General features: G+C 54.6%; 12 protein-coding genes. 3 read left to right on the top strand and 9 right to left on the bottom strand.

The window, feature by feature from the left end; translation table 11 throughout:
- The first annotated feature begins 43 nt into the window (after positions 1-43).
- The 3 genes from ACNKH3_RS07935 to ACNKH3_RS07925 are packed head-to-tail and all read left to right on the top strand — an operon-like array spanning position 44 to position 2,747.
- Positions 44-1,669: a sigma 54-interacting transcriptional regulator gene (locus tag ACNKH3_RS07935; RefSeq protein ID WP_420208850.1), complete on the top strand. Its 1,626-nt coding sequence runs from the start codon at positions 44-46 to the stop codon at positions 1,667-1,669.
- Positions 1,670-1,707: 38 nt separating this feature from the next.
- Positions 1,708-2,199: a hypothetical protein gene (locus ACNKH3_RS07930; RefSeq protein WP_420208849.1), complete on the top strand. Its 492-nt coding sequence runs from the start codon at positions 1,708-1,710 to the stop codon at positions 2,197-2,199.
- Positions 2,196-2,747: an epoxyqueuosine reductase QueH gene (locus ACNKH3_RS07925; protein ID WP_420208848.1), complete on the top strand. Its 552-nt coding sequence runs from the start codon at positions 2,196-2,198 to the stop codon at positions 2,745-2,747. The genes ACNKH3_RS07930 and ACNKH3_RS07925 overlap by 4 nt, the downstream gene beginning before the upstream one ends.
- Before the next feature lie 24 nt (positions 2,748-2,771).
- On the opposite strand, the gene ACNKH3_RS07920 is transcribed toward ACNKH3_RS07925, so the two are convergent.
- From ACNKH3_RS07920 to ACNKH3_RS07880, 9 genes are all read right to left on the bottom strand, one after another.
- Entirely contained in the window at positions 2,772-3,377 is a 606-nt protein-coding gene (locus tag ACNKH3_RS07920; RefSeq protein WP_420208847.1) for a murein L,D-transpeptidase catalytic domain family protein, read from the bottom strand.
- Positions 3,378-3,606: 229 nt separating this feature from the next.
- Positions 3,607-4,251 carry a hypothetical protein gene (locus ACNKH3_RS07915; protein ID WP_420208846.1) on the bottom strand — a complete coding sequence of 215 codons (645 nt, stop codon included), beginning with the start codon at positions 4,249-4,251 and terminating at the stop codon, positions 3,607-3,609.
- Positions 4,252-4,467: 216 nt separating this feature from the next.
- Positions 4,468-5,541 (bottom strand): hypothetical protein, encoded by a 1,074-nt coding sequence (locus tag ACNKH3_RS07910; protein ID WP_420208845.1) that lies wholly within the window; start codon positions 5,539-5,541, stop codon positions 4,468-4,470.
- Positions 5,542-5,864: 323 nt separating this feature from the next.
- Positions 5,865-6,467, bottom strand: coding sequence for a YiiX/YebB-like N1pC/P60 family cysteine hydrolase (locus tag ACNKH3_RS07905; RefSeq protein ID WP_420208844.1), 603 nt, complete (start codon positions 6,465-6,467; stop codon positions 5,865-5,867).
- A 106-nt stretch (positions 6,468-6,573) separates the two neighbouring features.
- Complete coding sequence (locus ACNKH3_RS07900) at positions 6,574-6,969, bottom strand: hypothetical protein (RefSeq protein ID WP_420208843.1); 396 nt, start codon at positions 6,967-6,969, stop codon at positions 6,574-6,576.
- A gap of 341 nt (positions 6,970-7,310) precedes the next feature.
- Positions 7,311-8,693: an exopolysaccharide biosynthesis polyprenyl glycosylphosphotransferase gene (locus ACNKH3_RS07895; protein WP_420208842.1), complete on the bottom strand. Its 1,383-nt coding sequence runs from the start codon at positions 8,691-8,693 to the stop codon at positions 7,311-7,313.
- Entirely contained in the window at positions 8,686-10,803 is a 2,118-nt protein-coding gene (locus ACNKH3_RS07890; protein WP_420208841.1) for a molybdopterin-containing oxidoreductase family protein, read from the bottom strand. Before ACNKH3_RS07890 ends, ACNKH3_RS07895 begins: the two co-directional genes overlap by 8 nt.
- A gap of 292 nt (positions 10,804-11,095) precedes the next feature.
- Positions 11,096-12,487 carry a threonine synthase gene (gene thrC, locus ACNKH3_RS07885; RefSeq protein ID WP_420208840.1) on the bottom strand — a complete coding sequence of 464 codons (1,392 nt, stop codon included), beginning with the start codon at positions 12,485-12,487 and terminating at the stop codon, positions 11,096-11,098.
- Positions 12,488-12,594: 107 nt separating this feature from the next.
- Positions 12,595-14,224: WD40 repeat domain-containing protein (locus tag ACNKH3_RS07880; protein WP_420208839.1), on the bottom strand; the 1,630-nt coding region annotated here is incomplete at its 5' end.

The raw sequence follows: 14,224 nt of genomic DNA, 5'->3' as shown, positions 1-14,224 counted from the left end.
ATGCTCAATGATTCTTGTCAACAATCTCTGTCTCTGATTCACCATGAACGCTGAAGCGGGCGCGGGCGCAGTTCCGGCTGATCAGAAAATCGCCATGCAGGATCTTTCCTGCCTCTATGAAATCACAAGAAATCTTGCCGCAGCCACAGACTTGCAGGAGGCTTTGGACAAGGCGGTGGCCATCCTTGCGGCGATGAAAAAAATGGAGAACGGCACCGTGACCATCGTCAACCCGCTGACGCTGGAGTTGGAGATTGAGGTGGCCTGCGGCAGCACGGCGGCGGCGCGGAAAAAGGGCAAATACAAGCTCGGCGAAGGCATCACAGGCCGGGTGGTGGCCGACGGCGAGCCGGTTTTTGTTCCCTGCATCGGCGAGGAGCCGCTTTTCCTCAACCGCACCGGGATGCGCAGCGAAGAGCAGAAGCGGAAAAGCTCGTTCATCTGCGTGCCGATCAAGGCCACGGTGGAGAACGAGGCCGCCCTGAGCGAGGGCCATGTCCGGGCGCAGAGCCGCTGCATCGGCGCGCTCTCGGTTGACCGCTGCTACGGCCCGGACTTCGGCCCGCAGGCGGAGCAGGATCTGCGCTTCCTGACCATCGTCAGCGCGTTGATTGCCCAGACTGTCCACCGCATCCAGAGCGTCAGCCGGGAAAAAGACGCTCTGCGCCGCGAGAACCAGCAGCTCCGGCGCGAGCTGTCAGCCAAGAACCGGATTGAGGAGATTATCGGCAATTCCTCGCGGATGCAGGAAATTTTCGCGATGGTGCATCGGGTGGCGAACTCCAATGCCACTGTGCTGCTGCGCGGCGAGTCGGGCACCGGCAAGTCCATGGTCGCCAAGGCCCTGCACCACAACTCTGGCCGGGCGAAGAAGCCTTTCGTGATCGTCAACTGCTCGGCTCTGCCGGAAACCTTGCTCGAAAGCGAGCTGTTCGGCCACGAGAAAGGGGCCTTCACCGGCGCGGTGGAACGCAAGATGGGCCGCTTCGAGCAGGCCCAGGGCGGCACGCTTTTTCTCGATGAAATCGGCGAGATCAGCAACGCGGTGCAGGTCAAGCTGCTCAACGTGATTCAGGAGCGCACCTTCCAGCGGCTGGGCGGCGCGGAGCTGCTCAAGGCGGACATCCGCTTAGTCGCGGCCACCAACCGCGATTTGGAAGCGGCGGTGCGCGAGGGCCGCTTCCGCGAAGACCTCTACTACCGCCTCAACGTTTTTCCTATTTATCTGCCGCCCTTGCGCGAGCGGCGTACCGACATCCTTCTGTTGGCGGATTATTTTCTGGAGCAGTACAGCCGCGAGAACGGCAGGAAAATTGAGCGTATTTCCACGTCCGCTATTGATCTGCTGATCAAATACCACTGGCCGGGCAATGTCCGCGAGCTGCAAAACTGCATGGAGCGGGCGGTTTTAATCTGCGATTCCAGCGCGATAACCTCAGTGCATCTGCCGCCGACCCTGCAAAGCGCGGAAAGCGTGGGCGGAGCAGGCAGGCCGCTCTCCTTCGCCCAAGCGGTGGAGAACTTCGAGCGCGACCTGATCATTGAGGCCCTCAAGCAGTGCAACGGCAACCAGACCAAGGCCGCCGAGCGTCTGGAGACCAGTCTGCGGATCATCAACTACAAGATTCACAACTACGGGATTGATCCGAAGCAGTATAAGGTGAAGTGAGAATCGCAAACTACTTCTTTGATATTTAAAATACTTTCATGTACGATTTGCTATCAATTGATGCGGATAAATTCAATAATCCCTGCTATATCGAGCAACGAGTTGCGCTGGCGGAAGAAAAGCTGCGTGGATCGTTAAGAACTTGCCTCGCATATCTTTATAAAGATGACGGGCCTGTAAATCTCCCACGCAAACGCCTTCTTGATGCCCGTCCTTACCTCGAACCTGCTGAGCTGGTGCTGGTTCAATGGCTGTATACGCGCACAAATGGAAAATTGCGTAAAACGTATGGCGCAGAATCGCTCAAGGCCGCACGCGCTGCCCGTTACCGCTGCTCAGTGTGCCGTTTTGCAGATGTTCGCGTTCTGAACCTCGATCATGTGCATGGAAAAGTTCAAGGCACACCTTTCGCTTGCCTGTGCGCCAATTGCCATGCTATAAAATCGCGGCAATTCGACTGGATGCAGCCGGTTGACCCGCAAACAGAAACACAATCTGCGTCGAACAACCTGGCTGATTTTCCGCAATGAACCTCCTCCTCCACATCTGCTGCGGCCCATGCGCGGCCTATCCGCTTCACTTTCTCCAGCAACAAGGCCACGAGGTGCGCGGCTGGTTTTATAACCCCAACATCCACCCGTACAAGGAATTCATGCGGCGAATTGAGGCTTTGGAGGCCTTCGCCCGGCAGAAGAACTTCAGTGTGGAGATCGACCGCGCCTACGGCCTGCGGGATTTCCTCCGCCGCGCGGTCTTCCACGAAGAGCGCAACGAGCGCTGCGCCCTCTGCTACGGGATGCGCCTGCTGCCGACGGCGCAAAAGGCCGCTGAAGAGGGCTTCGACGCGTTCACCAGCACGCTGCTTTACTCAAAATATCAGAACCACGCCTTGCTGAAGAGCATGGGCGAGTCCTTGGCCGCGCAGTTCGGCATCCAGTTCCTCTACCACGACTTCCGCGAGGGCTGGCAGCAAGGCATTGACGAGTCCGTCGCCATGAATCTGTACCGCCAGCCCTACTGCGGCTGCATCTACAGCGAGCAGGAGCGCTACGACAAATCCTGCCGCCCGCGCCGCTGATTGACGGAACCATCAGCGCATCGATTAAGGATTTTCGCGCAGCACTTCATTTTTTCCATACGCATATACATACGCCGGGCGGACAAGCAGCGCATTCAGCCTGATCAAATCATCATCTGGCAGGGCAAAGCAGCCTTCGCTGCGGCCCAGCCGGAAACCGCTTTGCCAATTCAGCAGCATGGACGTGACAGACACATAGGGCGCGGCGTGCAGCACTATGCCTCTGATCAACGCCTTGTCGTTCTTTTCCGGCTCAAGGCCGACAAGCCGCAAGGACAGGCCGTGCTTGCCGTTGAAGGCTTCTCCCACCTGAAACAATCCCAAGGACGACTGCAATGAGCCTTCTTGGTTCGAGAAGGAGTCGGGCAGAACGGCCCCCGAATTCTTCCCATGCGTGACCTTGGCATACAGTTCCATCCTGCCGGTCGCAAGGTTCATCACCGCCAGCCTTCGCGTCTGGGAAGGCTGGGAGTAATCCACAATGATCAGCGTCCCTTGCGCAGGCTGCCCGCCTGTGGTGCGGCGCACAGCGGCCACCGCCTGATTGACAGCCGCCCCGCTGACAAACGGCATTTCAAGATACGTCCAAACAGCGGCGGCGCAGGCGATGAGGAGGAGAGAAAAGGGCATAGTCTTGTGCAATGTGTTGATGCGACATGTAATCATCCTGAACAGGAAGGATATGAAGCGCGGTACTGCTTGTCAAGAGGAGAGGGTGCTTGGAGGATTCAGCGTGGGCAAATGATAAAGCCATTTGCCCAATCTACGGTACTCACTATGCCTGCAAAGCCTGAACCAAAATATCCACTATCCTGCCGTGGTAATAGCTGCTGCGGAGCAATATTGTCTAACGCTATCGCTATTTGCCATAAAATCGTTTCATATCATCATCAAAGATTCTGGTCAAAACACTGATAGGGGATGCAAGCTCAATTAAACTTTTCACACTGATGAACATTTCTCCTGTCTCTTTAAGAATAATCTCTTTGGGCATATCCTTAGGAACTTTTTTGTTATTAACAATAATGCAGAAAAGATGTCCCCAAATTATAAACTGATAAATAGTATAAATTCGATCAAATTTGCGGTGTGGAAAGTACATCATAATATCTGGATAAAACACTTTATCCATTTCGTATCTATAAACAAACAGAGGGAAATGCTCCTCTAAAACATTCGCCTCTGCAAGCAAAATATTTCTTATTATTTCTTCGTAAGGGCCTAACTGATAATCAGAAAACTCCTTCCGAGTGGATAGAGACATTCTCCAAAGAATAGATAGTATGGCCAGTTTAAAAAACTTGTATTCAATATTTTTTACCCTTATCAGATTATCATTCATCCGATTTATTTCTAAAAAATCACTAGTAAGTTTACCTAAGTCTACGAGATGCTTTTTTAGAGAATTTTCCCATCTTGAAAGTTTAGTCTCGCATGATTGACAGAGTAATTTTTCTCGAAAACCTTTTTGGATTATTTTTAGCTTGTTATTTTCTATGGTCATAGGAAGAGCTTGATGTTTTTCATTATATATACTGCTCCATAATGACTCAGGAACTATATGCGAATTCCTTAGCTCCAAATCTTGTTGACATAAGCGACAAATCATAATTGTATGCTCTTGTAATATACGATTAATTCAACACAAGACAGGATGCAGTTCCTACATTAAGCAAAATGTGTGGAAATCCGCACCCTGCATTTCCTCAATCTATCGCTCCTACATCCCCATATCCAAAACATCCACCATTCTGCCACGATAGCCGCTGCGCAGCAGCGCAACCAGCTCTGTATAATTTTCCACCTTGACGCTCAGGCTGCTGACAGCCGAGCCGCTGAAGCCGGGCAGGGTGTAATTGCCGTTGGCGGCGACCGTAACCGCATTGCCTGCCGCGCCGTGTTCGCTCATGGCCAGCAGACTGAGCATGAGCTGGCCGCTGCGGCTGTCAAGCACCGCCTGAATGCGCAGCCGCTCGGACGCGCTCATCTGGGCGGCGGTGGCCTTCACATACGGGGCTGCGGCATCGCCGGTCAAGATGCCGATGTCCTGCGGATTATTCGCGCCAAAGCCGCTCAAAACCAAGGGCGAGCGCAGCCTGCGCCCATACGTGCCGGTGCGCAGGGTGCCGTTTTCCGTATATTTCGTGTTGATGGAGACGATGAACTCGTTGTTCCACGGGTGCGCTTGGGCTGGCAGATGCGGCACGAGCAGGATTTCCGTGTCGCTGACGCTGGCAAGCTGCGTCTGGACAGTGCGCCCGCCAGCTGTGCCCTCGATAAAGCAGCCGCAGTCCGGCTTGTTTTTGTCAAAGGCAAGGTTGCTGCCGCTTAAACGCAATACGCCCGCGCTGTTGACAACATCGTTCAGCTCCAGGGACGTGTCGGCGGCGGAGATGATGACCGGGACCTTCTCCTCCGGCGGCAGGACTTCGATGCGGGCCTCCTGCCGCACGTCCTTGACATAGGGACGCGAGGCCGAGATGTTGATGTCCAGCAGCTCGTCAATCGGCGGGAGCGGCTCGTCCGGCGCAGACAAATTGGCATGAAGGGCGGGCCGGAAGGTGCAGGCGTTCTCCAGCGTGACCTGCATCCCCTCGATGAGCATCTCCTTGATTTCCTCCAGGCTTCCTTGCAGAATCGCCTTGATCAGCTCCGCTGTCCAAACAGGATTCTTTACAGCAAGCCGGGCCGCCACGTCGTCATAGCCGCCGGTGCTGCGCGGAATGAAACGGAGCTTGTAGGATTCGGGCGTGGTCAGCGGGTTCTGCTCAACGCGGCACTGGATCGTTGCCATAATGTCCTCCGATGGGATTCAAGATGCTGATGCAGTTAGATAATATTCCTGATCTGCCAGCATACGGAGCGCGGCCCTGCTTGTCAAGAGGAAAGACGGAGAAACTGGAACGAGCGTTTGAGGAAAAGTCGAACCTGCGTTTGAGGAATTCTGCAACGAGCGTTCGAGGGAATCTGGAACGCAGGTTTGAGGTTTGCGGGGCTGGGGGATATTCTGATCAAGGAACATAGATTGCTCCGGGAGAGGAGCGTATATTCCTCCGACATATCTATGTAATCGGTTGAAAATGGGATACAAAAACATTGTCACGACAATAAAAATAGTCAGGCTGTTGGATCATATCCTGTAATTGGCCCATTGACTACCAATATTGATATTTTATCATCCTTACTTATATCACCTGGATTAGACCCAGGTTGACCTTGCGGGACTTGCATACCAAAATAGTCATAGTATGCTTGCCATGCAGGGTGAATTATACCAGTTGCAGTATCCCTAAAATTCATAGGATTTTCAGGGAAGAACTCTTTTCCATTATTGGCCTCCTTGAACATATCGACGACAAGTTCGCTACAATAAAGCTTGTCTTCATCTGTAAGATATAACTCATCGTAGGGAGTATTTCTCGTTGATATCCCATATGCGATAGCGGCAGGGATTAGTGATTGATAATCTTGATTTAGACGTGCTATTATATAGCGGGAGGCACCATTAACCGGGTCGTTTGATCGTCGAAGAAAAACAGCAATGCTGGTGAGGCGAACTTCAGGCGGAAATGCTTCTATAACAAAAATACCTTGAGAGTTTGTCACTATGACTCCCATGTGATTAACTCGAGCACCTTTATAGCCTTCAGTAACAGCAGATATAGCATTTTCTTCGTTTCCTATTTGAGTAAAAATAATATCTCCAGATTTATATTGCATGATTAGCATATAAATAAAAATTTAATTATTCCTATCGATAGGATATATAAGGGGGGAGGGAATATCCCTACTTACTTCATTCCTTGCTCCCCCTTTCGTGGATAAGTTAGCAGCTACCGCCCATTCCAGGCGTTGTTATCCAGTTGCATTCATACCAGCATCCACGCAAGTTGCAAAGCCTTATACAGGATTTATGTCGGCATTCACACGGTTTAACCTTAAAAGCACCTATAGCTGCAATCTTATAACGCTCTGATTCGTCACTGCTTGCCCTAGCCTTCTGCATTCCTTGTATAAAATCAGCATCACATGAGCACTTATGATAACCATTATCTCGGATACAGAGATCATGTTTCCTGCAAACAGCATCAATTTGGTCTTTTACAGGATAATTTCTGTCTTCTCTGGTATTATTTGCTCCACACCAATTGCCATAGTCTGCTAAACCTGCTACGGCAGGGAGTGGCAATAATAAAACTCCAAGAACTATCTTCTTAATCATGATAAACTCCTTAGAAAGGTTAGTTGGCGGGATGAACAAATATCATCCCATGATCTAAGAGATAGAATACACTATGCCAACTGCTTACATAAGGGCATGATGCGTCAGAAACCGGAACTTTTGCGTCAGCTTCCCTGCACGCTCTTGCTCACCACCTCGCTGACATCCCACGACAAGCCCGGCAAGACGGCGATGCGCTCCAAGGTCTGCCGCATGTCATGTTGTCCGTCTGCGTGTGCTGCTCAATGCCGAGAGCCAGCGTGTCTTGGTCAGCCGTCTCGCCTGGCTCACTGAGCAGAAGCGCAGGCGGCATCTCGGAAGAAAATTTTTTCAGGAGACAATCACCACGTCCGCATGATCAGCAGTGCCGGGACAGTGCGGATGAGAATCAGCAGGTCCAAAAGCAGCGACTGGTTGGCGATGTAGAAGAGGTCATAGGAGATATCCTCGTGGATTTCCCGTGTCCTGTCCGCGCTGATCTGCCAGATGCCGGTGATGCCCGGCTTGACCCGCAGGCGCTGGCGGCACAGCTCGTTGTAGCCCTTGACGATGAACTCCATCTCCGGTCGGGGGCCGACCAAGCTCATGCTGCCGTTGAGGACGTTGAAGAGCTGCGGCAGCTCGTCCAAGCTGGTCTTGCGCAGCCAGCGGCCCGCCCTGGTGATCCGGGGATCATCGCTGCCGGAGGGCGAATGATGGAAGACCGGGGCCTGCGTGAACATGCTGCGGAATTTATACATGATGAACGGCACGCCGTCTTTGCCGATCCGCTGCTGGCGGAAGAGGACGGGGCCGGGCGAGTCCGCTTTGATGAGCAGGGCGATGAGCAGAAGCAGCGGGGCGGCGAGCAGGAGCAGCAGCCCGGCGACCGCCAGATCAAAGCCGCGCTTCAGGGCCGCCTCCAAAGCGCGGGCCGGAATCTCGCGGAAGGAGAGCAGCGGAATGCCGTTGATCAGATTCAGCTCGACCTGCTTGGTGAACAGCGGCTGAAAGTGGGGCATGACATGAAAATCCACCTGGCAGCGGCGGAAAAGATCAAGTCCGTCGCCGTGCTGCCGCTCATGGAGATGGTGGCTGAGAAAGATGTCGCGGATATCTTCTTCCTCAATAATTTTCAGGCATTCATTTATATCAGTTATGAGCCGAACGCTGCCGCCAAGGTCGCGGAGCTGCTCCTGCTCCGCTGCCGGATCAAAAAAAGCGACAGGCAGATAACCCAGCTTGGGGGTGTGGAGGATGGACTGACACAGCAGCCGTCCGGCTTCTCCAGCCCCGAAAATCAGGGCGCGGCGGACATGAATGCCGCGCAAATAATGCCGCTGGGTGATCTTGAAAAAGACAAAGCGGCCTGCGGTCAGCAGCAGCAGGCTCAGGCCGAAGCTGAGAAAAAGGACGATGCGGGAGTAGGCGGCGCGGGCGAAAAAGGAATAGACGATCAGGAGCAGGAAGAGCAGCAGGGTGGTTTTGATAATCTTCCGAGTTTCCAGCAAGTTCATCATGCTGGCCTGATGGCGGTGCAGGCCGATGAAATGGAAAGTCATCGTGCCGACAAAGCCTGCCAGCAGGCCAAGCTGGATGTAATAGCCCAAGCCTTCCGGCAGCGGCTGGCTGACAATGAGGCGGTGCAGGCCGAAGGCCCCGATGACCGAGGCGAAAAAGGCAAAGAAATCCGTGCAGATTTCTGCCCAGCGGAGTGCCCGGAGGGACAGCGGCGGCTTATTCATCGGCCTGCGCTTCCTCTTTCTCAATCCGGCAGAGCAGGCCGCGCAGCTGATAGGTGCCGAAGGCGGGATCATAGGGCGGGCCGTTGTTGGTGAGCAGGTTGGCGTTGGCCTCCCAGAGGCCGAAATCCGGCCCCTCTTGTTCCGGGAACCACCAGCCATGCTCGATGCTGACCACGCCGGGGCGGATATTCTCCGTGACCACGGCCTTCATGCGCACGCTGCCGCGCGGCGAGCTGACGCGGATCCAGTCGCCGCTCGCGATGCCGTGCTGCCGGGCCTGCTCCGGGTGCAGCTCGGCCTGCGGATGAGGCCGCAGCTTCCGCAGCGAACGCACCTGCCGCTGCTCGCTGTGAAAGAACTCCCGCCGCCGCGCGCCGGTGATGAGGATGTATGGAAAAGATTCCGCCAGATCAGGGCGGCTGACCAAGCTCTCCGGCGGCTCCTGATAGGAAGGCAGCGGATCATAGCCCAGCCGCTCCAAAGCCGAGCTGTGCAGCTCCACCTTTTTCGAGCGGGTGCGGAAGCCTTTCTCCCGATATTTATAATAAACGTGCGGCGGATGCGCCCAGCCTTTTTCCTTAAGCTGCTCATGCGTCAGGCCGAGCGGCTCCAGCCGCTGCTTGATGACATCTTTCAGATTTTCCTCGCAGCCGGGCAGCTTCAGCCGCTTGGCCAGCTCGTCCATAATCCACTCGTCCTGACGGCATTCGCCGCGCTGCACCGCCTTCTGCTGCGCAAAAACCATGTTCTCCACCACCAGCGGGTAGCCGATCACCTGCTCCACTTCCGGCCAGAAGGCGGCGGGCAGGACGTAATCGGCCAGCGCGGCGGTCGGAGTCATGAAGAGATCGGCGACAACCAGTAAATCCAGTTTGCTCAGGGCGGCGTGCACTTGGCGCGTGTTGGCCAAGGTCAGCAGGGGATTGCCGCCAAAGACCAGCAGGCCGCGCACCGGATAGGGGTCGTGGTGCAGCATGGCGCGGAGCAGCGCGGGGATGTGCGCCGAGGGCATGAAAGCCCGCCAGCCGCCCAGCAGCTTGTACTGCTCCGCGCCCAGACGCTTCTTCCGCGCCGCCTCCGGCAGCTCCTGAGCCAGCACCGGATAGGCCCGAAGCAAATTCATGCCGAGGATGTCGCCGCCGGGCACGTCAATATTGCCGCTCAGAGCGCGCAGGCAGGCGATGGCCCGCACGGTTTGCAGGCAGTTGGTGTTCTGCTCGATGCCAAGGCCCCAGTCAAGAATGGCCGGTTTGCTGCGGGCGTAGAGCCGCGCCGCCTCAGTGATCTGCGCCGCTGGCACGCCGGTGATGCGCTCGCCCCAGTCCGGCGGGCAATGCCGCACTGCCTCGGCGAGCTGGTCAAAGCCGGTCGTCCATTCGGCAACAAAGTCCTGATCGTAGATTTTGTCGCGGATGATGACGTGCATCATGCTCAGGGCCAAGGCGGCATCCGTGCCGGGCCGCAGCGGCAGCCAGAGCTGGCAGCGTTGCGCGGTCTCGGAGCGGCGCGGGTCAACAGCAATGCCGACAGCACCCTGCTCCAAGCAGCGTTTGGCGACGACAGCCAGCTCGCCGTCCGCGCTGGAGACCAGCGGGTTGTGGCCCCAGAAGAGGATGCACTCCGGCTTGGTCTGGCCGTAATAATCGCCAGTGACAAAGCCGCCGTAAGTCAGGTTGGACACTGAGATGCGGGGAATGAAGCACTGGGCCAAGCCCGGCTCGTACCAATTGGGCGTGCCGAGGGCGTTGGCGAAGCGGACAGTGTGCAGGTAGTGATGGCGGCCTGTGCCCTGGCCGAGAGCGACAGACTCCGGGCCTGTCTCTTCGCGGATGGCGGCGACGCGGCGGCTGATCTCGTCGAGCGCGTCGTCCCAGGAAAGCGGCTCCCAGCCTCCGGCCTTGCCGTCTCTCCGGCGCAGCGGCTGGGTCAGCCGGTCAGGATGATTGGCGATCTCCGGCGAGGACATGCCTTTGACGCACATCCAGCCCCTGCTCATCGGCGAGTCCGGGTCGCCGGTGACTTTCACCAGCCTGCCGTCCTCTACAGTAAGCAGCGCGCCGCAGCCGCCGTGGCAGATGCGGCAGACGCTTTTGACAATTTGCACGGTCATAAAGGAACGCGTTCAGGTCAGCAAGCTGACAGTTTATTGCAGATGCGGCGGAACAGTTTTTGCAAGTGCCTTCTCCGCATCAGCTTCACCATGAGGGATCTGACAGCACACAGCCTGCGGGCGTGATCGCGCCAAAGCACTCCCGTGCGGCGGCGTGTTGCACGGGAGTGCGACGCAAGATACTTCTCCCGATCAACGCAACGTACTTCTCTCGATCAACGATGCGTACTTCTCCCGTGCGACGATGGATTGCACGGGAGTGCTTCCAGGGCTTGATGCAGCCACTCAAAGTCTACAGCAAGGCGTTCGTGCGCAGATGCTCGCGGATTAAGGCCGCCTCCGCATCCATCACCTCGCAGCGGCTTTCCAGCTGGGACAGTCCGGCCAGCGCGGGCGGCAGCTCGACCTCTTTGCCAATGGCCTTGCGCACCGCGTCGCCGAACTTGGCCGGATGCGCGGTGGCTAAGCAGACCACGGGCCGCTCCTCCTTCAGCTCCAAGGCCGCTTTCACGCCGACCGCCGTGTGCGGGTCGAGCAGATAGCCGTGCTCCTCATGCGTTTGCCGGATCGTGGCTATGGTCTCATCCTCTGAGACGGAGCGGGCGGCGAAGTCGCGGCGCACCTCCTCAATGCAGCCGGACAAATCCATGCGCCCGGTGGCCGAGAACCGCTCCATCTCCGCCTTGACCCTGCCGCTGTCCTCATTGAAGAGATAGTAGAGGTAGCGCTCGAAATTGGAGGCAATCTGAATGTCCATCGAGGGGCTGAAGGTCGGTGACACAGCTCCGGCGATGGAGTAATCACCCTGATTGACAAAGCGGGCCAGTATGTCGTTGGAGTTGGTGGCGAGAATCAGTCTGTTGATGCAGCCTGCTGGCAGCAGCCGCTTGGCCATGTAGCCAGCGAAGATGTCGCCGAAGTTGCCAGTCGGCACCGAGAAATCCACAGAGTCAAAGCCGCTCTTGCGCAGTTTGAGATAGGCGAAAACGTAGTAGACCACCTGCGCCAGCACCCGCGCCCAGTTGATGGAGTTGATCGCGCCAAGGCGGTAGGTGTCACGGAAGTCCAGATCGTTGAACAGCGTCTTGACAATGGCCTGCGCGTCGTCAAAAGTGCCGCGCACAGCAATGTTGAAGACGTTCGCGTCCGTGACCGTGGTCATTTGCAGCGCCTGAATCGGGCTGGTGCGGCCATGCGGGTGAAGGATGAAAATGTTGATGCCCTTGCGGCCCCGCACGCCGTAAATCGCCGCGCTGCCGGTGTCGCCAGAGGTTGCGCCGATGATGTTCATGCAGCCGCCGCTCTTCTTCAGCTCGTACTCAAAGAGATTGCCGAGCAGCTGAAGGGCCACGTCCTTGAAGGCAAAGGTCGGGCCGTGGAACAGCTCCAGAATGTGCAAACCGCCGACCTGGCGCAGCGGTGTCACCTGCGGATGGCGGAAGCTGCTGTACGCCCGTTCGATCAGGTCTTCCAAGTCTGCACGGGGCATCTCACCAGTGAAGAGCGAGAGCACCTCCAAGGCCAAGTGCTGATATGAAAGCGTCTGCCAAGCGTTGAGCAAGGCTGGATCAATCGAGGGCAGGTGTTCCGGCAGCAGCAGGCCGCCGTCCCGCGCCAAGCCCATCATCACGGCCTGGCTGAAGTCAACCGGCGCAATGCCGCCGCGTGTGCTGATGTAGTTCATGACTATAGAAAGGTGAAATCGAAAGTAACTACGCTTGCTGGCTATTCATTTCAGCAGCATAAAGGTCAATTTATCAAAAACTATTTGGTTGCGGTCAGCGGCTGAAATCAATCCATTGCCCCTTTCTTGGTCGGCCTAAACCAGCCGAAATAGCTGCGGCCTTCGACGTGGCGGATGACTTGGCCGGAGCTGTTCCAGAGATGGATGCGCCGCAGGTCGGGGTCGTAGTAATACACCGAAGCGGCGGAAATATGCTGCGCCAGCGGGCTGCCGTCTTTGGCATCGAACAGCGAGGCAACGCCGCCTTCTTCGGTGATGACCACAGCCGTGTCGTTCATGGAAAAGGCAACAGACTGGATGTGCTTATCCTTGCTGAAAGTCAGCGAGCGCAGCAGCTTTTTCTCTTTCACATCCCACAGCTCGGCGGGACGCTGCGGCCCCCAGATGACAGCCCGCTGCATATCGGCACTGGATGAGACGCTGTCTTTATCTCCGAATTTGATATTTTTCAGCAAAATAGGTTCGCCTTTGCTGACATGCCAAAGTTTTACATCGTTTCCATCTTGCCAGTAAACACTTGGTTCAGAATTAACATTATTCACATTTCCGAGATATACTTTCTCAATTTTCGTCCCTTGAACAGGATTCAAATCTGAAGCATTTAAAATACTTAACTTGTTTTTATCTTTATTTGTATTTGAATTAAAAAGAATAATATGATTTCCATCTGATGAAAAATACACCATTGATATATATACAGACAATGTTATTGATGACATCTTTCTGCCATCATCAAGATGGTAGAGAATCACTGATGCATCCCCAACGCTATTATTGGATGTTATACATAACTCTTCATTTTTGCTAAAAATGTCAAAACTTATATCATACACCATTGGTTCATTAAATAATTTTTTTATTATTTCTGAATAAACAGCATTGTATAGCTCAATAGTTTTTTCACCGACACGTACATTTGATTCGCTATTATTGATAACAACTAACCTTTCTCTATTATCGCTGAATTGAAATTCATATTTTTCATAGTTATTATTTGACTGAACAATATCGACTCTTCTATCAATTTGTTTTTTATCTATAGAATAGAGAGCAGCAGCGATTGTATTTTCATCTAAATTACATATATGATAACTGATATATTTTTCTGAATCAGAAAATTTACACTCTTTGCCACATATATCTGATTTTTCGTTGTATCTACCGCACTTTTGAGTAATTTTTATTTCCGTATCATCAGTAATGTTTATTAAATTGCAGTCTGACAGAATAAATTTCCCGTCTCTGCTAATTGATATTTTCGCGTTTTCTTCTTTTTCTTTACAGAGAAGCATCTTCCCATTTTTTCCATCCCAAAAACGGATATGTTTCCCCCCTCTCTTGATTCCAGATGTGATCTGTCCATTTTTAGGCAGAGTTTTATAATCCACTTCTCCCGCTTCACCTTCCTCCCAATGCCTCCCAATCACCTTTTCCTGCCACTGAATCCCCGCCGTTGCCATCAAATACAACCCGCCCGCCATCAGCACCGCCACAAACACCATCGCCCCTGAAAACACCGCAGGCACAATCAGACTCTTGCGGAGCAGCCGCCGGGCATTCGGCTGGACAAGCAGCGGCCTGTCCGCGTGCGCCCGGATGAAGCGCAGCCTGCGCAGCGGAATCACCCCGCGCTGCTGGGCAAGATGATAGCGCAGGAGCTGATTCGCCTCCTCGGTC

The sequence above is a fragment of the Candidatus Electronema sp. JC genome (genome assembly GCF_048287365.2).
Taxonomy (GTDB): Bacteria; Desulfobacterota; Desulfobulbia; order Desulfobulbales; family Desulfobulbaceae; genus Electronema.
This window is presented reverse-complemented; position numbering and strand designations above follow the sequence as displayed.

Bases quoted from the DNA above. Each gene is read 5' to 3' on its own strand.
- ACNKH3_RS07935 (WP_420208850.1), top strand. From the start codon at position 44: ATGAACGCTGAAGCGGGCGCGGGCGCAGTTCCGGCTGATCAGAAAATC.
- ACNKH3_RS07930 (WP_420208849.1), top strand. From the start codon at position 1,708: ATGTACGATTTGCTATCAATTGATGCGGATAAATTCAATAATCCCTGC.
- ACNKH3_RS07925 (WP_420208848.1), top strand. From the start codon at position 2,196: ATGAACCTCCTCCTCCACATCTGCTGCGGCCCATGCGCGGCCTATCCG.
- ACNKH3_RS07920 (WP_420208847.1), bottom strand. From the start codon at position 3,377: ATGCCCTTTTCTCTCCTCCTCATCGCCTGCGCCGCCGCTGTTTGGACG.
- ACNKH3_RS07915 (WP_420208846.1), bottom strand. From the start codon at position 4,251: ATGACCATAGAAAATAACAAGCTAAAAATAATCCAAAAAGGTTTTCGA.
- ACNKH3_RS07910 (WP_420208845.1), bottom strand. From the start codon at position 5,541: ATGGCAACGATCCAGTGCCGCGTTGAGCAGAACCCGCTGACCACGCCC.
- ACNKH3_RS07905 (WP_420208844.1), bottom strand. From the start codon at position 6,467: ATGCAATATAAATCTGGAGATATTATTTTTACTCAAATAGGAAACGAA.
- ACNKH3_RS07900 (WP_420208843.1), bottom strand. From the start codon at position 6,969: ATGATTAAGAAGATAGTTCTTGGAGTTTTATTATTGCCACTCCCTGCC.
- ACNKH3_RS07895 (WP_420208842.1), bottom strand. From the start codon at position 8,693: ATGAATAAGCCGCCGCTGTCCCTCCGGGCACTCCGCTGGGCAGAAATC.
- ACNKH3_RS07890 (WP_420208841.1), bottom strand. From the start codon at position 10,803: ATGACCGTGCAAATTGTCAAAAGCGTCTGCCGCATCTGCCACGGCGGC.
- thrC (WP_420208840.1), bottom strand. From the start codon at position 12,487: ATGAACTACATCAGCACACGCGGCGGCATTGCGCCGGTTGACTTCAGC.